Origin of the sequence: Streptomyces sp. AC512_CC834 (genome assembly GCF_019049325.1) — a bacterium.
Lineage (GTDB): Bacteria > Actinomycetota > Actinomycetes > Streptomycetales > Streptomycetaceae > Streptomyces.
The window spans coordinates 115014-134534 of record NZ_JAGMUO010000120.1; the positions used below are offsets into that span (position 1 = coordinate 115014).

At 69.2% G+C, this 19521-nt stretch carries 18 protein-coding genes; 4 read left to right on the forward strand and 14 right to left on the reverse strand.

What is annotated here, in order from left to right; translation table 11 throughout:
• Positions 1-52: 52 nt before the first annotated feature.
• The 4 genes from KUM40_RS37305 to KUM40_RS37320 all read right to left on the reverse strand — a co-directional run bounded on the left by KUM40_RS37305 (position 53) and on the right by KUM40_RS37320 (position 4363).
• A complete protein-coding gene (locus KUM40_RS37305; protein ID WP_217170754.1) occupies positions 53-424 on the reverse strand; it encodes an FKBP-type peptidyl-prolyl cis-trans isomerase in 372 nt (123 codons plus the stop codon).
• A gap of 60 nt (positions 425-484) precedes the next feature.
• Positions 485-1492, reverse strand: coding sequence for an FKBP-type peptidyl-prolyl cis-trans isomerase (locus tag KUM40_RS37310; protein WP_217170755.1), 1008 nt, complete (start codon positions 1490-1492; stop codon positions 485-487).
• Positions 1493-1732: 240 nt separating this feature from the next.
• Complete coding sequence (gene pafA / locus KUM40_RS37315) at positions 1733-3094, reverse strand: Pup--protein ligase (protein ID WP_217170756.1); 1362 nt, start codon at positions 3092-3094, stop codon at positions 1733-1735.
• Positions 3095-3103: 9 nt separating this feature from the next.
• Positions 3104-4363 (reverse strand): MFS transporter, encoded by a 1260-nt coding sequence (locus KUM40_RS37320; protein WP_217170757.1) that lies wholly within the window; start codon positions 4361-4363, stop codon positions 3104-3106.
• 115 nt (positions 4364-4478) lie between these two features.
• On the opposite strand from KUM40_RS37320, the gene KUM40_RS37325 reads away from it, so the two are divergent.
• A complete protein-coding gene (locus KUM40_RS37325; RefSeq protein WP_217170758.1) occupies positions 4479-5492 on the forward strand; it encodes a LacI family DNA-binding transcriptional regulator in 1014 nt (337 codons plus the stop codon).
• A gap of 44 nt (positions 5493-5536) precedes the next feature.
• On the opposite strand, the gene prcA is transcribed toward KUM40_RS37325, so the two are convergent.
• From prcA to arc, 6 genes are all read right to left on the reverse strand, one after another.
• The gene (gene prcA / locus KUM40_RS37330) at positions 5537-6316 is read right to left on the reverse strand and encodes a proteasome subunit alpha (RefSeq protein WP_217170759.1); all 780 of its coding nucleotides are present in this window, start codon (positions 6314-6316) and stop codon (positions 5537-5539) included.
• 64 nt (positions 6317-6380) lie between these two features.
• A complete protein-coding gene (gene prcB, locus KUM40_RS37335) occupies positions 6381-7226 on the reverse strand; it encodes a proteasome subunit beta (protein WP_217170760.1) in 846 nt (281 codons plus the stop codon).
• On the reverse strand, positions 7178-7771 hold the full coding sequence (locus tag KUM40_RS37340) for an endonuclease VII domain-containing protein (RefSeq protein ID WP_374227459.1): 594 nt from the start codon (positions 7769-7771) through the stop codon (positions 7178-7180). Before KUM40_RS37340 ends, prcB begins: the two co-directional genes overlap by 49 nt.
• 33 nt (positions 7772-7804) lie before the next feature.
• Positions 7805-8023 carry a ubiquitin-like protein Pup gene (locus KUM40_RS37345; protein WP_043374843.1) on the reverse strand — a complete coding sequence of 73 codons (219 nt, stop codon included), beginning with the start codon at positions 8021-8023 and terminating at the stop codon, positions 7805-7807.
• 178 nt (positions 8024-8201) lie between these two features.
• The gene (gene dop / locus KUM40_RS37350; protein ID WP_374227460.1) at positions 8202-9713 is read right to left on the reverse strand and encodes a depupylase/deamidase Dop; all 1512 of its coding nucleotides are present in this window, start codon (positions 9711-9713) and stop codon (positions 8202-8204) included.
• A gap of 232 nt (positions 9714-9945) precedes the next feature.
• Entirely contained in the window at positions 9946-11712 is a 1767-nt protein-coding gene (gene arc / locus KUM40_RS37355; protein WP_217170762.1) for a proteasome ATPase, read from the reverse strand.
• A gap of 245 nt (positions 11713-11957) precedes the next feature.
• Between arc and KUM40_RS37360 the strand changes: the two genes are divergently transcribed.
• Positions 11958-12263, forward strand: a complete 306-nt coding sequence (locus tag KUM40_RS37360; RefSeq protein WP_217170763.1) for a ferredoxin — start codon at positions 11958-11960, stop codon at positions 12261-12263.
• A 74-nt stretch (positions 12264-12337) separates the two neighbouring features.
• Here the strand turns inward: KUM40_RS37360 and KUM40_RS37365 are convergent, their stop codons facing one another.
• The 3 genes from KUM40_RS37365 to KUM40_RS37375 all read right to left on the reverse strand — a co-directional run bounded on the left by KUM40_RS37365 (position 12338) and on the right by KUM40_RS37375 (position 15796).
• On the reverse strand, positions 12338-12919 hold the full coding sequence (locus KUM40_RS37365; RefSeq protein ID WP_217170764.1) for a hypothetical protein: 582 nt from the start codon (positions 12917-12919) through the stop codon (positions 12338-12340).
• A 218-nt stretch (positions 12920-13137) separates the two neighbouring features.
• The gene (locus KUM40_RS37370; RefSeq protein WP_217170765.1) at positions 13138-14040 is read right to left on the reverse strand and encodes a tRNA (adenine-N1)-methyltransferase; all 903 of its coding nucleotides are present in this window, start codon (positions 14038-14040) and stop codon (positions 13138-13140) included.
• 127 nt (positions 14041-14167) lie between these two features.
• Positions 14168-15796, reverse strand: coding sequence for a site-2 protease family protein (locus KUM40_RS37375; RefSeq protein WP_374227461.1), 1629 nt, complete (start codon positions 15794-15796; stop codon positions 14168-14170).
• A gap of 341 nt (positions 15797-16137) precedes the next feature.
• On the opposite strand from KUM40_RS37375, the gene KUM40_RS37380 reads away from it, so the two are divergent.
• Positions 16138-17082, forward strand: a complete 945-nt coding sequence (locus KUM40_RS37380) for a RecB family exonuclease (RefSeq protein ID WP_217170767.1) — start codon at positions 16138-16140, stop codon at positions 17080-17082.
• 14 nt (positions 17083-17096) lie between these two features.
• On the forward strand, positions 17097-17768 hold the full coding sequence (locus tag KUM40_RS37385; RefSeq protein WP_217170768.1) for a response regulator transcription factor: 672 nt from the start codon (positions 17097-17099) through the stop codon (positions 17766-17768).
• Between the two features lie 100 nt (positions 17769-17868).
• Here the strand turns inward: KUM40_RS37385 and KUM40_RS37390 are convergent, their stop codons facing one another.
• Entirely contained in the window at positions 17869-19470 is a 1602-nt protein-coding gene (locus KUM40_RS37390; protein WP_217170769.1) for an ABC transporter substrate-binding protein, read from the reverse strand.
• Positions 19471-19521 lie beyond the last annotated feature (51 nt).

Consider the following 19521-nt stretch of genomic DNA (forward strand, 5'->3'; position numbering starts at 1 on the left):
ACTGTCCGATCGGATCAACGTCCGCTCGGATCAACGTCCGCTCGGACCTCGATCAGACTCCGAGCAGATCGACCACGAAGATCAGCGTCTCGCCGGGCTTGATCGCCGGCGTCGGGCTCTGGTCACCGTAGGCGAGGTGGGCGGGGACGGTTAGCTGACGCCGGCCGCCGACCTTCATGCCCTGCACGCCCCGGTCCCAGCCCGCGATGACGCGGCCGCCGCCGAGCGGGAAGCGGAACGGCGCCCCGCGGTTCCAGCTCGCGTCGAACTCCTCGCCCGTGCTGAAGGCCACGCCCACGTAGTGGACGGTCACGGTCTGACCGGCCTCGGCAACCGGGCCGTCGCCCTCCCAGATGTCCTTGATCTCGAGGTCCGCCGGGGGCTCGCCGCCCGGGAAGTCGACCTCGGGCTTGTCGATGCTCACGTGTTCAGCTCCTGCTTGTCTACGGAAAGGCAACGGCCCAAGTCTTACATCTTCGAGCCGTCACATCTTCGCGAGGATGTCGACGGAGAAGACGAGTGTGGAGTCCTTCTCGATGCCGCTGCCCTCCGGCGGGCTGTCGCCGTAGCCCAGGTCCGGCGGAATGACGATGAGGACCCGGCTGCCGACCTTCTTGCCCGTCAGGCCCTGCGCCCAGCCCTTGACGACCTGCTGGAGCGAGAACGAGGTCAGTTCCTTCCTGCCGTACGTGGAGTCGAACTCCTTGCCGCCGTCCCACAACACGCCCTTGTACTGCACGAGCACGCTGTCCTGGGCACCAACCTCGGCGCCGTCGCCCTCCAGGACGTACTCCGCCGCGAGCTTCTTCGGCGCGTCGGCCTTCGGCACCTCGATGGAGGGCGCCTTGCCGTCGGTGTTGGTGCCGACCTTCGGCAGGGCGGCGTCGTCCTGGGGGACTTCCTTGCCCTTGGCCGAGCTCGTGGCGTTGAAGGTGTCCTGCACGTCGACCACGAACACCAGCGTGTCGGAGCCCTTGATGCCCGCCTGCTCATTGCCCTGCTCCCCGTACCCCCAGGTCGGCGGCACGGAGAACTGGACGCGGCTGCCCGTCTTCTTGCCGGCGAGCGCGTACCGCCAGCCGTCGATGATGCTGCCCTGGGCGAGCTGGATGACGAGAGGCGTCTTGCGGTCGTAGGAGTTGTCGAAGACCTTCGCGCTCTGCCACACCTGGCCGAGGTAGTTCGCCGACACGTAGTCGTTCTCCGCGACGGCCCTGCCGCCGCCGGCGACGACCGTCTTGACCGCGAGGTCCTTGGAGGGCTCGCCGCTGCCCTTGGCGACGGTCGGCTTCTCGTCGAACTTCGTCCCCGCGGTGATCGCCGGCAGCGGACCGTCGACGATCTTCGGCGGCGGCGGCGCCGAGGTGGCCGACGCCTCGGGTGACGCGCTGTCACTCGCGTTGCTCGATGAGCCGGAGTCGTCGTCGTCACCGCATGCGGCGAGCGTGACCAGTCCCGCGGGGACGGCGATGAGGAGTGAGCGTCGGCGCACGGTGGGGGCCTCGTATCGATCTGGGTCTGCTTGCTGGCGTGCGCGCAACTCTACGGCGTGAGAAGGGCACCGTACGGCTAACGTACGGTGCCCGTGTGGCGTTCCGCCCTCTCGTGCGGTGACGCGTGTCTCACCCGTCCGGTCTCATCCCGCTCGGGTGTGTGGCGTTCCGCCCTCTCGTGCGGTGACGCGTGTCTCACCCGTCCGGTCTCATACCGCTCGGGTCACATTCCGCTCGGGTCACATTCCGGCGATCAGCTTCTCCACCCGGTCGTCCACCGAACGGAACGGGTCCTTGCACAACACGGTGCGCTGCGCCTGGTCGTTGAGCTTGAGATGGACCCAGTCGACGGTGAAGTCCCGGCGCTGCTCCTGGGCCCGCCGGATGAAGTCGCCGCGCAGCCGGGCCCGAGTGGTCTGCGGCGGCACGGACTTGCCCTCGAAGATCTTCAGGTCGTTGGCGACCCGGGCGGCCTGGCCCTTCTTCTCCAGCAGGTAGTACAGGCCACGACGGCGGTGGATGTCGTGGTAGGCGAGGTCTATCTGCGCGACCCGCGGATGCGACATGGTCATGTTGTGCTTGGCCCGGTACCGCTCGATGAGCTTGTACTTCATGACCCAGTCGATCTCGGTGTCGATGCGGTCGAGGTCCTCGGCCTCGATGGCGTCCAGGGTGCGGCCCCACAGCTCCAGCACGCGCTCGACGGTGCCGGTGCGGATGCCGCGGCGGTCGACGAAGTCCACGGCCTTCTCGTAGTACTCCCGCTGCACCTCCAGCGCGGACGCCTCCCGGCCGCTGGCCAGGCGCACCTTGCGGCGCCCGGTGATGTCGTGGCTCACCTCGCGGATCGCCCGGATCGGGTTCTCCAGGGTGAGGTCGCGCATCACCGTGCCCGCCTCGATCATGCGCAGCACCAGGTCGGTGGCGCCGACCTTGAGCAGCATGGTCGTCTCGGACATGTTCGAGTCGCCCACGATGACGTGCAGGCGCCGGTAGCGCTCGGCGTCGGCGTGCGGCTCGTCGCGCGTGTTGATGATGGGCCGGGAGCGGGTGGTCGCCGAGGAGACGCCCTCCCAGATGTGCTCGGCCCGCTGGCTGACGCAGTACACGGCACCGCGCGGCGTCTGCAGCACCTTTCCGGCGCCGCAGAGCAACTGCCTGGTCACCAGGAACGGAATGAGGATGTCCGCGAGCCGCGAGAACTCCCCGTGCCGGGCCACGAGGTAATTCTCGTGACAGCCGTAGGAGTTGCCGGCGGAGTCGGTGTTGTTCTTGAAGAGGTAGACGTCGCCCGCGATTCCCTCCTCGTGCAGGCGTCGTTCGGCGTCCACCAGGAGTCCTTCGAGAATGCGCTCGCCCGCCTTGTCGTGGGTGACGAGTTCAGTCACATTGTCACACTCGGGTGTCGCGTATTCCGGATGTGATCCCACGTCGAGATAGAGGCGGGCCCCGTTGCGCAGAAAGACATTGCTGCTGCGGCCCCATGACACGACACGGCGGAAGAGGTACCGCGCCACCTCGTCAGGCGACAGGCGGCGCTGTCCCCTGAACGTGCACGTGACGCCGTACTCGTTCTCCAGCCCGAAAATGCGGCGGTCCATGACTGAACATTACGCCTGATGACCCGAACTGAAACGGGGTTCGACGGCACGGTTTGGATCATTTTCCGATGAAGCCGCAACCACCGCTCCCCCGGCGGGAGCTGCGAGGACCCGCCCGGTGCACGCCAGTACGAGCAGAGACACGCACCCCGCCGCCCCGGGCAGGGCGAAGCCCCACAGGGCCCCGCCGTGCTCCACGACGGGCCCCGCGAGGCCCGTACCCACCGAGGCGCCCACGGTGAACGTCGTCACCAGCCACGAGAACGCCTCCGTCACGGTGCCGCGCGGCGCGTGCACATCGACGAGGACGAACGCACAGGCGATACAGGGCGCCAGGAAGACACCCGCGAGGACGGTGAGCAGCACCATGGCCACCACGCCCGGCATCAGCGTCAGCGGCAGGTAACAGACCGCCAGCAGGGCCACCAGCACCCGCAGTCGCCGCGCCGGCTCACCACCCCACCGCCGCGCCCCGTAAAGGGCTCCCCCGACCAGCGCGCCAAGACCCAGCGCGGCCATCAGCCACCCGTAGACGGCGTCACCACCGTGTTCGTCGGCATACGGCACGGAGGCGACCGTGATGGACCCGAGCGCCATCCCGACGAACAGGAAGGCCCCCAACAGCGCCAGCAGCCCGCCCGAACGCAGCGCCCCGAGCCAGTGCGCCTCGCGCGGCGCCGACCGCCACGCGCGCGAGGGCGGCGACACGACCACGGACAGCGCACCCAGCACCCCCACCGCGTTCAGCACGAGCAGCGCGGCCACCGGCGACCACAGCGACACGCACACCGTCACGAGCAGCGGCCCCACGGTGAACATGACCTCCTGCGCCACGGCGTCCATCGCGTACGCCGTGTGCACCTGGTCCTCCTTGCCGAGCACACTCGGCCACAGCGCCCGCAGACCGCCCTCCAGCGGCGGCGTGAACAGCCCCGCGGCCCCGACCGCCCCATACGCGAGCACGGCCGTCCCGGTACCGGCGAACGCGAACCCCGCCATGGCCAGCGCCGACAGCACGGCGGCCGGCAACTGCACCCGCGGCTGACCGTGCAGGTCCACGAGCCGCCCCAGCACGGGCTGCCCCACGGCGTTGGCGACGCCGTACACGGCGGCCAGCGCACCCGCGAGACTGTACGAGCCGCCCTCGGCCCGCACGAACAACACGATCGCGATCGCCGCGGTGGCGTTGGGCAGCCGTCCGACGAGCGTCCCGGCGAGCAGCCGTACGGCATGCCGCGCCCGGAGAATGTCCAGATACCCGGCGACCACAACGCACCCCCTTCTCTGGTTCTCTGGAACAACCCACGACGTTGTACGTATAACTACGTGTGCCATACGTACCATGTCGCCTGTTCACGAGTCCAGACGAAAGCGCAGGCGAACGGTGGCACAAGGCAGCACCCGCCCCACCAGCCGGGACGTCGCCCAGGCCGCCGGCGTCTCCCAGGCCGCGGTCTCCCTGGTGCTCGGCGACAAATGGCGCGGCCGCGTCTCGGAACCCACGGCCCAACGCGTCCGCGAGGCCGCACTCGAACTGGGCTACCGCCCCAACCTCGCCGCGCGCAATCTCCGCCTCGGCCGCACCCGAACCGTCCTGCTGGTCGTCCCCGCACTGACCACTGAGTTCTTCGCCGAGGTGTACACGGGCGCCGCACGGGTCGCCGCCGAGCACGGATTCGGCGTGGTCCTCTACCCCTCACCCGAGGGCGTGGGCCCGGCCAGGGACCCCTTCGCCTCCGCGCAGGCCGCCCTGGACGGCGTCATCGCCTCCTCCATGGCCGCCGACGCGCTCACTGCCATCCGGGGCGACCAACTCCCCCTGGTCATGCTGGACAGCGACCCGGACGGCAGCCTGGGCGCCGCCACGGTCAACCTGGACATCGCCGACGGCATCCGCCAGGTCACCGAACACCTGCTGTCCCTGGGCCACCGCAGCTTCCTCCACCTCGCGGCGGACATCCCGTCCTGGACCTTCGAGGTACGCGCCCGCGAACTGGCGACCCGGCTCGCCGACGTCCCCGGCACCGACCTCCGCACGATCCGCGCCCCCATCTCGATCGAGGGCGCCCGCACGGCCACCGAGGCCGCCCTCGCCGCATCCGGGCCCCGGCCCCCCACGGCACTGGTCTGCGACGACGACAAACTGGCCGCCGGCGCCTACAAGGCCGTCCGGCGAGCCGGACTCCGCGTCCCCGACGACCTGTCCGTCACCGGCCTGGACGACCTCGGCCTCGCCACGGCCATCGACCCCGAGCTGACCACGGTCCGCCTCGACGCGGAGGCCTTCGGCGAACGCGGCATGCGGGCCCTGCTGGCCGTACTGGACGGACGGCCCCCCGAGAAGGGGGACCTGCCGGTCGGCCTGGTGGTACGGGGGTCCACAGCGCCGCCGCGATGACCTGTGCGAAGACACGCGGGTCCAGCGACGGCAGACCCCCGCTCCTACTCCTCGTCCCCTTCGACGCCCGGCTCGTCGACGTCCGCCTCGTCCGCCTCGGACGTCTCGGTGACACCGGCACCCGCACCCGCGTCCAGGAGCCGCGACAGTTGACCACCCACGATCCGCTTGAACTTCCGCTTCTGCGGACGCGTACGGTCCAGCACCGCGACCTCCAGCCGCTCCGCCGGAATCTCCCGCTCACTGCCGTTCGTGTCCCGGGACAGCGCCTGCACCGCCAGCTTCAGCGCCTCGGCCAGCGTCATGCCGTCCCGGTGCCGCTGGTCCAGATACCCGCTGATCTGCTCCGCGTTGCCCCCCACCGCGACCGAGCCGTGCTCGTCCACGATCGAGCCGTCGTGCGGCAGCCGGTAGATCTGGTCGCCGTCCGTACTGTCGCCCACCTCGGCGACGACCAGCTCCACCTCGTACGGCTTCTCGGCCTGACTGGAGAAGATGGTGCCCAGCGTCTGGGCATACACGTTCGCCAGCCCGCGAGCCGTCACATCGTCACGGTCGTACGTGTAACCGCGCAGATCGGCATAGCGCACACCACCGATCCGCAGGTTCTCGTACTCGTTGTACTTGCCGGCGGCCGCGAAGCCGATCCGGTCATAGATCTCGCTGAACTTGTGCAGCGCACGGGACGGATTCTCGCCGACGAACACGATGCCATCGGCAAACTGCAGCACGACCAGGCTGCGACCACGCGCGATGCCTTTACGGGCGTACTCCGCCCGGTCCGCCATCGCCTGCTGAGGAGATACATAGAACGGCGTCGACACCGGTTATCCGTCCCTTTCTGTCGAAGTCACTGGACCACCTGACAACACGAAGGCCGGCCCCCCGCTACAGCAGCGCCGCCCTGGGACCGTCGGGCTGCTCGAGCCGCCGCTCCAGCACCGCGCGGGCCAGCTCCGCGGACTCGTCGTCGCCGAGCCGACGGAAGCCGTCCTCGGTGATCACAGTGATGATCGGGTAGATCCGGCGGGCGACATCGGGACCACCGGTCGCCGAGTCGTCGTCTGCCGCGTCGTACAGCGCCTGCACCACGAGCGTCGTGGCCTGCTCCTCGGTCAGGTCCTCCCGGAAGAGCTTCTTCATCGCGCCACGGGCGAAGATCGACCCCGACCCCGTGGTCGCGTGGCTCTGCTCCTCCGACCGACCGCCCGTCACGTCGTACGAGAAGATGCGGCCCCTGCCCCGGTCCACGTCGTATCCCGCGAACAGCGGCACCACGGCCAGACCCTGCATCGCCATGCCGAGATTGGACCGGATCATGGTCGACAGGCGGTTCGCCTTGCCCTCCAGGGAAAGCTGCGCACCCTCGACCTTCTCGAAGTGCTCCAGCTCGAGCTGGAACAGCTTCACCATCTCCACGGCCAGACCCGCCGTACCGGCGATGCCCACCGCCGAGTACTCGTCGGCCGGGAAGACCTTCTCGATGTCCCGCTGCGCGATCATGTTGCCCATGGTCGCCCTGCGGTCACCGGCGAGAACGACACCACCGGGGAACGTGACCGCCACGATCGTGGTGCCGTGCGGTGCCTCGACGGCGCCCTGCACCGGCGGCAACTGCCGGTTGCCCGGGAGCATCTCCGGCTGGTGCACACCGATGAAGTCCATGAAGGAAGAGGACCCGGGCGTCAGGAAGGCAGCCGGTAGACGCCCGGTGCTACGAGTGTTGGCTTCCACGCGTTTCCCTCCACGTAAGCGGCAGCCCGCCTTATGGCATCGGGCCGGTCCTTGAACTGCCCCAGCGCAGCGTTGCAGCTGAAGCACAGTACGCCACGGACCCTACCCGTCTCGTGGCAGTGATCCACATGTGCGGCGGGAGCGGCAAGACATATGCAGCAGACGCCGCCTTGACTTGCGATCAGGGCATCACGTTCTGCTTCGGTGATGCCGTACTGGCGCTTCAGGTGGCCTGCTCGGCCCTGCGCCGCCTTGCAGGACTTGCAGAGCGTCGCCAGACCATCAGAAGCTGTGCGATTCCGGGTCCACTCACTGTGTGGTTTGATCTCCCCGCACGTCCGGCAGAGCTTGTGCCCCTCGGGTACCTCCACTCGCGGGCGGACGTTGCGCCCCTTGGCCACCTGGCGTTCTTGGTGATAGGTCGCAGCGCACTCTCGACAGTAGGCCTGCAGCCCGTCACGCATCGCCTTGTTTCGTGCAAACGCTGCCCGCGGCTTGTGGTCCTTACACCGCGAGCAACGCCTACCAGCTCCTTCGATCAACAAGCGAACCCCCCGCTGCAACCTTCATTTCGAAGGCTACTCGCCACCCTTTTGAACAAATGAGCGAACGAAATCCTCTGCGTTCTCCTCGAGCACATCGTCGATTTCGTCCAGGACGGAGTCCACGTCGTCGTTCAGCTTTTCCTGGCGTTCCTTGAGGTCCTCCGATGCCTGCGCGTCCTGCGCCTGCTCCTCGACCTCCTCGGTGGACCGTGTGGCCTTCTGCTGTCCGCCGCCGGTGTCCTTGGTCGCCATAACCCTCACCCCGCTCGGTTCGCCCGACACAGTTGCTCGGTCAAGATCAGACCCTACAAGCCGGGTCCGACATCGGCCCCGCACTCTCCTCAACGTACGGGGGCCATCTCCATGATTCCCGGACCCGGGATTTTCCACCCTGTCCGGCCGTTTCCTCCCCGGTACCCGCTCGGCCCGCTCACCCGCCGGACAGGACCCTGACCAGGTCTTCCGCGGTGCGGCAGCGGTCCAGAAGCTCCTTGACGTGATTACGCGTTCCGCGAAGCGGTTCCAGGGTTGGGACCCGCTGGAGCGAGTCCCGGCCCGGCAGATCGAAGATCACCGAGTCCCAGGAGGCCGCCGCGACGTCGTCCGCGTACTGCTCCAGGCAGCGTCCGCGGAAGTAGGCACGAGTGTCCTCGGGCGGCTTCGTACGGGCGCGCTCGACCTCGTTCTCGTCCAGCAGCCGCTGGATGCGGCCGCGGTCCACCAGACGGTTGTACAGGCCCTTGTCGGGCCGTACGTCGGCGTACTGGAGGTCGACGAGGTGCAGCCGGGCGGCGTCCCAGTCGAGGTTGTCCCGGCGGCGGTAGCCTTCCATGAGCTCTCGCTTGGCGACCCAGTCCAGCTCGCCGGCCAGGCTCATGGGGTCGTTCTCGAGCCGGTTGAGGGTGTCCTCCCAGCGGCCCAGGACGTCCCTGGTCTGGTCGTCGGCGTCCGCGCCGTACCGTTCCTCGACGTATTTGCGGGCCAGCTCGTAGTACTCCATCTGGAGCTGTACGGCGGTCAGGGTGCGGCCGCTGCGCAGCGTGACCAGTTGTTTGAGTGTCGGGTCGTGCGAGACCTGGTGGAGGGTGCGCACCGGCTGGTCCACGGCGAGGTCGACGGCGATGAAGCCGTCCTCGATCATGGACAGGACCAGGGCCGTCGTCCCGAGCTTGAGGTAGGTCGAGATCTCGGACAGGTTGGCGTCGCCGATGATCACGTGCAGGCGGCGCCATTTCTCGGCGTCGGCGTGCGGTTCGTCGCGGGTGTTGATGATGGGCCGTTTCAGCGTCGTCTCCAGGCCCACCTCGACCTCGAAGTAGTCGGAGCGCTGACTGAGCTGGAAGCCGTGTTCGTGTCCGTCCTGGCCGATGCCGACGCGGCCGGCGCCGGTGAAGACCTGGCGGGAGACGAAGAAGGGGGTCAGGTGGCGCACGATGTCCGAGAAGGCGGTCTCCCGCTTCATCAGGTAGTTTTCGTGTGTGCCGTAGGAGGCGCCCTTGTTGTCGGTGTTGTTCTTGTAGAGGTGGATGGGCTGGGCACCGGGTAGCTGGGCGGCCCGCTCGGCGGCCTCGGCCATGATCCGTTCGCCGGCCTTGTCCCACAGCACGGCGTCCCGGGGATTGGTGACCTCGGGAGCGCTGTACTCGGGGTGGGCGTGGTCGACGTAGAGCCGTGCTCCGTTGGTGAGGATCACGTTGGCGAGGCCGATGTCCTCGTCGGTGAGCTGGCTGTTGTCGGCGGCCTCGCGGGCGAGGTCGAAGCCTCGCGCGTCCCGGAGCGGGTTCTCCTCCTCGAAGTCCCAGCGGGCCCGGCGGGCCCGGTGCATCGCCGCCGCGTAGGCGTTGACGATCTGGGACGAGGTGAGCATGGCATTGGCGTTCGGGTGGCCGGGGACGGAGATCCCGTACTCCGTCTCGATACCCATTACTCGCCGTACGGTCATGCGGCCCTCCTTGCCCGGCAGCGCCCGTAGTGGGCGCCGTTCAAGTACCGCTGGCGCTCCGATGCGTGTGCGGTGCCCGTCCCCGCACTGCGCGACTCGGCGGTATGGAAGAGCCTAGAACGCCTTTGCGCTGGCGGGGAGATCATTTGCGTCATTGCCTTGCTCCAGCCGGGGCTCCGGAAAACAGTCGGCTGCGGGTACCCACTGAGGGCACCCGCAGCCGCCCCGCCTTTTACAGGTACTGACCGGTGTTCGCCACCGTGTCGATGGAGCGTCCGGTGTCCGCGCCCTGTTTTCCGGTGACGAGTGTACGGATGTACACGATCCGTTCGCCCTTCTTTCCGGAGATCCGGGCCCAGTCGTCCGGGTTGGTGGTGTTGGGCAGGTCCTCGTTCTCCTTGAACTCGTCCACGCAGGCCTGGAGGAGGTGGGAGACGCGAAGGCCCTTCTGGTTCGCTTCCAGGAAGTCCTTGATCGCCATCTTCTTGGCGCGGCCCACGATGTTCTCGATCATGGCGCCGGAATTGAAGTCCTTGAAATAGAGGACTTCCTTGTCGCCGTTGGCGTAGGTGACTTCGAGGAAGCGGTTTTCCTCGGATTCCGCGTACATCTGTTCCACCGCGGTCTGGATCATGCTCTGGACGGTGGCCGCCCGGTCCTTCTCGTGCTCCGTGACGTCGTCCGCGTGGAGCGGGAGGCGCTCGGTGAGGTACTTGCCGAAGATGTCCTTGGCCGCCTCGGCGTCCGGACGCTCGATCTTGATCTTCACGTCGAGCCGGCCGGGCCGCAGGATGGCGGGGTCGATCATGTCCTCGCGGTTGGAGGCGCCGATCACGACCACGTTCTGCAGGCCCTCCACGCCGTCGATCTCGGCGAGGAGCTGCGGGACGATGGTGTTCTCCACGTCCGAGCTGACGCCGGAGCCGCGGGTGCGGAAGAGGGATTCCATCTCGTCGAAGAAGACGATGACGGGGGTGCCCTCGCTGGCCTTCTCCCGGGCCCGCTGGAAGACCAGGCGGATCTGCCGCTCGGTCTCGCCGACGTATTTGTTGAGCAGCTCGGGGCCCTTGATGTTGAGGAAGAAGCTCTTGCCTGCGGCTTGGCCGGTCACTTCGGCGACCTTCTTGGCCAGTGAGTTGGCGACCGCCTTGGCGATGAGTGTCTTGCCGCATCCGGGGGGCCCGTAGAGCAGGACGCCCTTGGGCGGACGCAGCTCGTGCTCCCGGAACAGGTCGGGGTAGAGGTAGGGGAGCTCGACCGCGTCACGGATGGCCTCGATCTGTCCGCCGAGGCCGCCGATCTGCTCGTAACCGATGTCGGGGACCTCTTCGAGGACGAGTTCCTCGACCTCGCTCTTGGGAACGACCTCGTAGACATAGCCGGAGCGGGGTTCGAGCAGGAGGGCGTCGCCTGGGCGGATGGTGAGGCCGCGCAGTGGTTCGGCGAGCCGTACCACCCGTTCCTCGTCGGTGTGTCCGAGCACCAGGGCGCGCTCGCCGTCCTCGAGGATCTCCTTGAGGGTGACGATGTCGCCGACGCTCTCGTACTCCATGGCCTCGACCACGTTGAGTGCTTCGTTGAGCATCATTTCCTGGCCGCGTCGGAGCTCGTCGAGCTCGACGCTCGGGCTGACGTTCACCCGGAGTTTGCGGCCGCCGGTGAAGATGTCGGCGGTGCCGTCCTCGTTCGCCTGCAGGAAGACGCCGAAGCCTGCCGGTGGCTGGGCCAGCCGGTCGACCTCCTCCTTGAGGGCCACGATCTGGTCGCGGGCCTCGCGGAGTGTGCCGGCGAGCCGCTCGTTCTGGGCGGACACGCCTGCCAGGTTGGTCTGCAGTTCGACGATCCGCTCTTCGAGGATTCTCGTGTGTCGCGGAGATTCGGCGAGCTTGCGTCGCAGGACGGCGATCTCCTGCTCAAGGTAGGCCACCTGCCCGGCCGGGTCCTCGGACCCGCGTCCCGGGCGGATGCCGCGGTTCATGTCGTCGTCGTGGGCTGCCACGGTCCTCACCTCCTCCATGGGGAGCTGGACGCTTCCAGACCCTACCTGGGTGGGTGTCGATTGAAACCCCTAGATCACAAAGACTGTCGGGGTGTGTCCGATCTTCACCCTTGCGCTCTCCCTCACGCCAGGGGAATACCCACCGAACGTGATGGGAACCCAGGCGGAGGTAGGGTCGAAGTGTTCAACACCCGTCGGAGCTGGCCGGATTCCCGGAGGGCTCGGCGCAGGAAACGGCAGGAGAGATGAGCGTGCAGCAGAAGGCCGGAGTCGACGGCGGGGCTCTGGAGGTCTGGATCGATCAGGACCTGTGTACCGGCGACGGCATCTGTGCCCAGTACGCGCCCGAGGTGTTCGAGCTGGACATCGACGGTCTGGCCTACGTCAAGGGCGCGGGTGACGAGTTGCTGCAGGCGCCGGGAGCGACAACACCCGTGCCGCTGCCGCTTCTCACGGACGTGGTCGACTCCGCGAAGGAGTGTCCGGGCGAGTGCATCCACGTACGTCGTGTTTCGGACAGGGCCGAGGTCTACGGTCCGGACTCAGAGTGACCAAAATGTGACTTTGCGCATACGTTCCGTGACCGTTGTCTGTTGTGTCACAGCGTCCGGGGCGGGGTCGCCGGTCACACGGTGCGTGCCTGGGAGGGCGTGTCGCTGACGAACGCGCCGTTCTTCCACTGCCACTTCGCGTGGTCCGTGACATCGGGGCAGCAACTGGGCACGTCGGCCGTCGAGTAGCCGAGAAGCGTGGCGCGGACGGCGCCGTCGCGCACCGAGAGTTCGGTGACGGTGTGGCGGTCCTTGGGGTCCACCAGGGTGGCCACGACGCGGGGCTTGCCGCCGTCGGCGTCCTGCGTGAGGACGTACACCCCGTCGGGCGGCGTGCCCATGGGCGCTTCGCAGCGCACGGCGGCCACCGTCTCGGGGCGGCCGTCGCCGTCGAGGTCGCCGGAGGCCTGCTTCCGCACCAGGGTCTTGACCGGGCCGCAGTCCAGGGGGAAGGCCGCCGTCGCCGGATCGGGCGGCGCGATGTGCTGGGCCGGTGCGCTCTTGGGACCGGGGGCGGGGCTCTGGGCCGCCGTCGCGGCGTCGGGCTGAAGGACCGAGGACAGAGCGACGACCGCGGCGACGGCCGTGGCGGTGGCGACCCAGTGGATCGGGCGGGTGTGCGTGTGCGAGAGGTCCGGAACGGCGGGGTGCTGCACGAGGAGTGTCTCCTGTGAGGGCTGTGCCGGTGGGGGTGGCCAGCATCGTGCCACACGTCACAGTGCGGGGGAACGGCGGGGTGGGTACTGGTTCCGATTCCCGAGTCGCCGCTTGTCCCTTCCGTGGTGTTCGTCAACGCGACGACGCCGTGGTGGAGTTCCGGGACGCTGCCGGAACTCCACCACGGCGTCTGTACGTTGATCGCGGCACGGGCCCGCTAGCGGCCGGAGCCTCCGCCGGCGTTGGGGCCGTCGTAGTCGTCGCCGTAGGCGCCCTTGGCGGGGCGGCGGCGGCGCATGGGGGGCTCGACGCCGTCGGCGAGACGGCGGGCGGTGAGCAGGAAGCCGGTGTGTCCGATCATCCGGTGGTCGGGGCGGACGGCGAGGCCCTCGACGTGCCAGTTGCGGATCATCGACTCCCAGGAGGTCGGCTCGTTGAAGCAGCCGATCTCGCGGATGGACTCGACGGTGCGGGCGAGCTGGGTGGTGGTCGCGACGTAGCAGCACAGGATGCCGCCGGGCACGAGTGCCTTGGAGACGACCTCCAGACACTCCCAGGGGGCGAGCATGTCGAGGATGACACGGTCGACGTCGGCGTCGGACAGGTTGTCCTGGAGGTCGCCGACGGTGAGCTGCCAGGCGGGGTGCGGGCCGCCGAAGTAGCGCTGCACGTTCTGCTGGGCGATCTCGGCGAAGTCCTCGCGGCGCTCGTAGGAGTGCAGCATGCCGTGGTCGCCGATGGCGCGCAGCAGGAAGCTGCTGAGGGAGCCGGAACCCACGCCGGCCTCCACGACGCGTGCGCCGGGGAAGATGTCGGCGAAGGCGAGGATCTGGCCCGCGTCCTTCGGGTAGACGACGGCTGCCCCGCGGGGCATGGACAGGACGTAGTCGGGGAGCAGGGGTCGCAGCGCGAGGTAGGCGACGTTCCCCGTGGTGCGGACAACGCTTCCCTCGGGAGCACCGATCAGTTCGTCGTGGGGGAAGGAACCCTTGTGGGTGTGGAAGTTCTTCCCGGCCTCGAGCGTGAACGTGTAGTGGCGGCCCTTGGGGTCGGTGAGCTGAACCTGGTCCCCGACCCTGAAGGGCCCGCGCCTGCGGGCGGCACCGGTCGGTTCGGACATGTGACCAGCCTACCGGTTCCCTGCGGGGGGCTTGACCGGTGCAGGGGTGTGGTGGCTGCGGTGCGTGCGAACGGCGCGGGCCGTAGGGGGTTGCTCGCGCAGTTCCCCGCGCCCCTTCGGGGCGCGTTCAGCTCGGCCTTGCCATGGCCTTGACGAAGGCGCGCTCCACGTCGGCCGCGGACAGGACGCCGTAGATCTCGCCGGTCTCCTCGACCACCAGGTATTCGGTCGCCGGGTTGGCGCGCAGGGCGTCGAGGAGTTCCTCGCCCGACAGCTCGGCCCAGACGCGCATGCCGTCGGTGAGGTCCTGGGCGAGGGTGCCGACCGGCACCCAGGGGCGACGGTGCTCGGGTACGCCGACGATGCCGGCCTCGCGGACCAGTGAGGCGGGCCTGCCGTCGGCGTCGACGACGACCAGGGCGCGGGCTCCGGAGGCGTTGGCGCGGCGCAGGGCCTCGGAGAGCGGGGTGTCGGCCGGGACGGGGACCGCGCGCCGGGTGAGGGCGCGGGCGCGCAGCTCGGGGAGGTGTTCGCGCAGGCGGGCCATGCGCAGGCTGTTTCCGGCGCCGGTCCAGATGATCGCGGCGAGGATCGCGGCGAGCAGGGCGTCCATCACGGTGTCCATGCCGATGTCGTCCACGGAGTCGGAGCCGAGGGCCCCGGACTGGGTGAGCAGGGGCAGTCCGACGAGGACGGAGAGGGCGAGGGCCCGGCCGACCCAGGCCGCGGCGATGGTGCCGTGCATCGGCTTGCCGGTGATCTTCCAGACGACGGCGCGGAGCATGCGGCCGCCGTCGAGGGGGAGGCCGGGCAGCAGGTTGAAGGCGGCCACGAGGAGGTTGGAGACCATCAGGCCGGCCAGCAGCACGCCGGTGACGCCGTCGGGCTCGACGGGCAGCAGGGCGACGTAGAAGACGCCGGCGAGGACGAGGGAGAGCAGGGGGCCGACGAAGGCCAGTACGAACTCGCGGCCGGGGGTCTCGGCCTCCTTCTCGATCTCGGAGACACCGCCGAAGAACTGGAGCTGGATGCGGCGCACCGGGAGCTTGAAGCGGAGGGCGGCGACGGTGTGGGCCAGCTCGTGGACGAGGACGGAGGCGTAGAAGGCGACGGCGAAGAAGAGGGAGACCAGGTAGCGGGCGGCGCCCAGCTCGGGCAGCACGCGGTCGAGCTGGCCGCCGAACACCCAGGTGATCAGGGCCGCGACCAGGAACCAGCTCGGCGCGACGTACACGGGTACGCCGAAGGGCCGGCCCATCAGGAGCCCGCCGCCGGGTTCCGGCCGGCGCTGCGGCGGCCGCCCCGGTCCGCCCGCACCGTCGGTGTGGGCCTCGGTACGGTGCCGCGGGCCGCCGGCGCCGTGGGCAGCGTGCCGGGGGCCCGCGGGGGCGTCGGAGGGGCCGTCACCGTGCGATGGCGGCTTCGACCACGGGCTCGTGGCGTCGTCACCGCCGCCGGACGGGTCGGCCTTCGGGCCCGGATCCGGAGTCCGGCCCGGGTCCGGGTCCGGAGTCCGGCCCGGGTCCGGGGCCCGAGTCGCGTCGCCCGGGGTGTTCGGGCCGGGGTCGGGAGCCTCTGCTTCCGGAGCGTCGGCTTCCGGGGTCGGAGAGCCCGATGTCTCGGGGCCGGGCGTTGCTGGACTCGGCGTCTCGGAGCCGGACGTCGCTCGACCCGGCGTCTCGGAGCCGGACGTCGCTCGACCCGGCGTCTCGGAGCCGGACGTCGCTCGACCCGGCGTCTCGGAGCCGGACGTCACCGGACCCAGTGTCGTTGGACCCGGCGTTTCGGAGCCCGTGGGGTCCGTGGGGTCCGGTGGTGCGGAGTCGGGGGTCGGGGCCGTGGGACGTGCCTGGGGCCCGGCCGACTCGTCGTTGCCGGACCGCGGCTGCCCGCTCCCGCCGCTCACGTCCACGATGTCCCCTCGTTCGAAGCGTCTCCCGCCTGCCGGACGGGAGGGTCTCCTGTCGATGGTATGCGTCCGTCCCCGCCCGTTCAGCCCCGGCACCCCTGTCCCTCCCTTCCGTCGCGCCCTTCCGGCGCGGGGGTCACGGCGGCGGGCTGGGTCACTGTCAGTGGCGGGCCGTAAGGTCTGTGGGCATGGAGACGAGTATCGAGGATGTCGCGCAGGACGCCGACGGGCCCGCCCGGCCGGAGGGGGCCGCGGCCCCCTCCGCCGCGCCCGTGGCCGTGGCCGTACCGCCCGCCTCGCTCTCGCCGTCCAGGGCGGGCGACTTCATGCAGTGCCCGCTGCTGTACCGGTTCCGGGTCATCGACCGGCTGCCCGAGAAGCCCAGCGAGGCGGCGACCAGGGGCACCCTGGTGCACGCGGTGCTCGAGCGGCTCTTCGACGCCCCGGCGGGCGAGCGCACGGCACCGCGGGCGAAGTCGCTGGTCCCGGGCCAGTGGGACCGGCTTCGGGAGAGCAGGCCGGAGGTGGGCGAGCTGTTCGCGGACGATCCGGAGGGCGAGCGGCTGGCGCGGTGGCTCACCGAGGCGGAGCAGCTCGTCGAGCGGTGGTTCACCCTGGAGGACCCGAGCCGGCTGGAGCCCGCCGAGCGGGAGATGTTCGTCGAGGCCGAGCTGGAGTCCGGGCTGCGGCTGCGCGGCATCATCGACCGGGTCGACGTGGCCCCCACCGGCGAGGTGCGGATCGTCGACTACAAGACGGGCAAGGCGCCCCGGCCCCAGTACGCGGAGGGCGCGCTGTTCCAGATGAAGTTCTACGCGCTGGTGGTGTGGCGGCTGAGAAAGGTCGTCCCGCGCCGCCTTCAGCTCGTCTATCTCGGCAGCGGCGACGTGCTCACCTACGACCCCGTCCCGGCGGACCTGGAGCGGGTCGAGCGCAAGCTGCTGGCGCTGTGGGAGGCGATCCGGCTGGCGACCGAGACGGGCGACTGGCGGCCCCGGCCGACCAAGCTCTGCGGCTGGTGCGACCACCAGGCGCACTGTCCGGAGTTCGGCGGCACTCCCCCGCCCTATCCGCTGCCGGTGAGGGCGGCCGACTCCGGCGACACCGAGCAGGGCAGAATGGGGCCGGACTAGCGAAGGAGACTTACGTGGCCATCCGCGTCCTACTGGTCGACGACCAGCCGCTGCTGCGCACAGGCTTCCGGATGATTCTGGAGGCGGAGCAGGACATCGCTGTCGTCGGCGAGGCCGGAGACGGCCTCCAGGCACTCGACCAGGTGCGGGCGCTGCAGCCCGATGTGGTGCTGATGGACATCCGCATGCCGCGGATGGACGGTGTGGAGTCGACCCGGCAGATCACCGGGCCCGAGCGGGACGGCCCGGCGAAGGTGCTGGTCCTGACCACGTTCGACCTCGACGAGTACGTGGTGGAGGCGCTGAAGGCGGGCGCCAGCGGCTTCCTGCTCAAGGACGCCCCGGCCAACGAGCTGGTGCAGGCGATCCGCGTGGTGGCGAACGGCGAGGCGATGCTCGCGCCGAGCATCACCCGGCGGCTGCTCGACAAGTACGCCACGCATCTGCCCTCCGGCGACGAGCCGGTGCCGGACACCCTGCACACGCTGACGGACCGTGAGGTCGAGGTGCTCAAGCTGGTGGCCCGCGGGCTGTCCAACGCGGAGATCGCCGCCGACCTCTTCGTCAGTGAGACCACCGTCAAGACGCACGTGGGCCATGTGCTCACCAAGCTGGGCCTGCGGGACCGGGTGCAGGCCGCGGTGTACGCGTACGAGAGCGGCCTGGTCCGTCCCGGCGCGCAGTAGGCCGCTCGCCGCGGCGCCCGGCCGGCGCGCTGACGAACCCCGAAGGGCGCCCTCTTCCGATGGAGAAGAGGGCGCCCTTCGGGCTTGACCGGTGCGGGTGTCAGTCGCTCACACCCCGGCCCAGCTCCCACAACTGGATCGAGGAGGAGGAGTTGAGGAGGTAGGCCGTGCCCGTGATGTCGTCGCGGGTGGCGACGTACTGCTTGCCCTGCCACAGCGGGATCAGCGGCACGTCCTCGGCGGTGATGTCCTGGATCTCGGTGAGGATGTCCACCGCGGAGAGCCGGTCGGCCTCGGCGCGGGACCTGGGGATCAGGTCGTTGATGATCTTCGGGTTCGCGTACGGCGAGCCCAGGGTGTTGTTCTTGTCGAGGAACGGCGCGGTGAAGCTGTCGGCGTCCGGGAAGTCGGGGAACCAGCCCATGCCGTAGACGTCGTACTCGCCCCTCCGCTCGGCCAGGTTGAACTTGTTCCAGGGCGTGCCCTTGATGTCCACGTCGAACAGACCGCTGTCGTTGAGCTGCTTCTGGAGCTGCTCGAACTCATGCTTGGTCGCGGAACCGTAGTGGTCCGTCGTGTAGTGCATCGTGAACTTGACCGGCGTGGTGATGTCCGCGTCCTCCAGCATGTCCTTCGCCTTGTCGACGCTGGGGTCGCCGTACTTGTTGAAGAACGAGTTGGAGTGGCCGGTGATGCCGGCCGGAACCATCGAGTACAGCGGCTTGGCCTGCGAGCCGTACACGGCGGCGACGAGCTTGTCGCGGTTGATGAGCTGGGCCATCGCCTTGCGGACGGCCTTGTCCTTCACCGTCGCGGCTTCCGTGTTGAAGCCCAGGTAGCGGATCTCGAGGCCGGACACCTCGACCAGATCGACCTCGCTGTCCGTGGCTTTGGAGAGCTGCTGGATCTGATCCGGCGTCATCGCGCGGGTCATCACGTCGATGTCGCCCTTTTCGATGGCCTTGCCCATCGCGTCGGCGTCGGTGAACGACACGATCTCGACCTTGTCGTTGTTCACCGTCAGACTCCCCTTGTAATTGGGGTTCTTGGTGAACACGGCCTTGGTCATCGCGTCGCCCTCGACCTCGGCCTTCATCGTGTACGGGCCGGAGCCGGACACCTCGAAGCCCTCGCGCAGCTTGTCCTTCTCGTAGTCGTCCGGGTTGACAATGCCGGCGACCGGCGTCGTCAGCTTGAACGGGAAGGTGGCGTCCGCCGTGTTGAGGTGGAAGATGACCTGCCGGTCGCCCTTCGTCTCGATGGTGTCCACGGTGGAGAGCAGCGAGGCCACCTGTGTGTCGGCGTCGATTTTCACGGCCCGCTCGAAGGAGTACTTCACATCCTCCGCGGTGACGGGGTCGCCGTTGGCGAACTCCAGGCCGTCCCGCAGGGTGCAGGCGTAGCGCTCACTTCCGGTGTCGGTGAATCCGCACTGCTCGGCGGCCTCGGGCACGGGTTCGCCGTCGCCGCGGGGCTGCACCATCAGGGTCTGCGAGGTCTGGCGCAGGATGTTCCACGCGCCGACGTCGTAGGCGTACGCCGGGTCGAGAGGCGCGGGCGCCTCTTCCGTGGTGAACCGGTCCGTGGTGCCGACGACGATCGCGTCCCCGCCGCCGCTGCCGCTGTCGGACCCGCCGCAGGCGGCGAGCACCGGCGCGAGCAGGCCGACGACTGCCGGCAGCACCAAAGTCTTGCGGTTCATGCTCGAGTTTCTCCAGAGCTGTCGGTCCGTGTATCCGGCATGCAGGGGTGT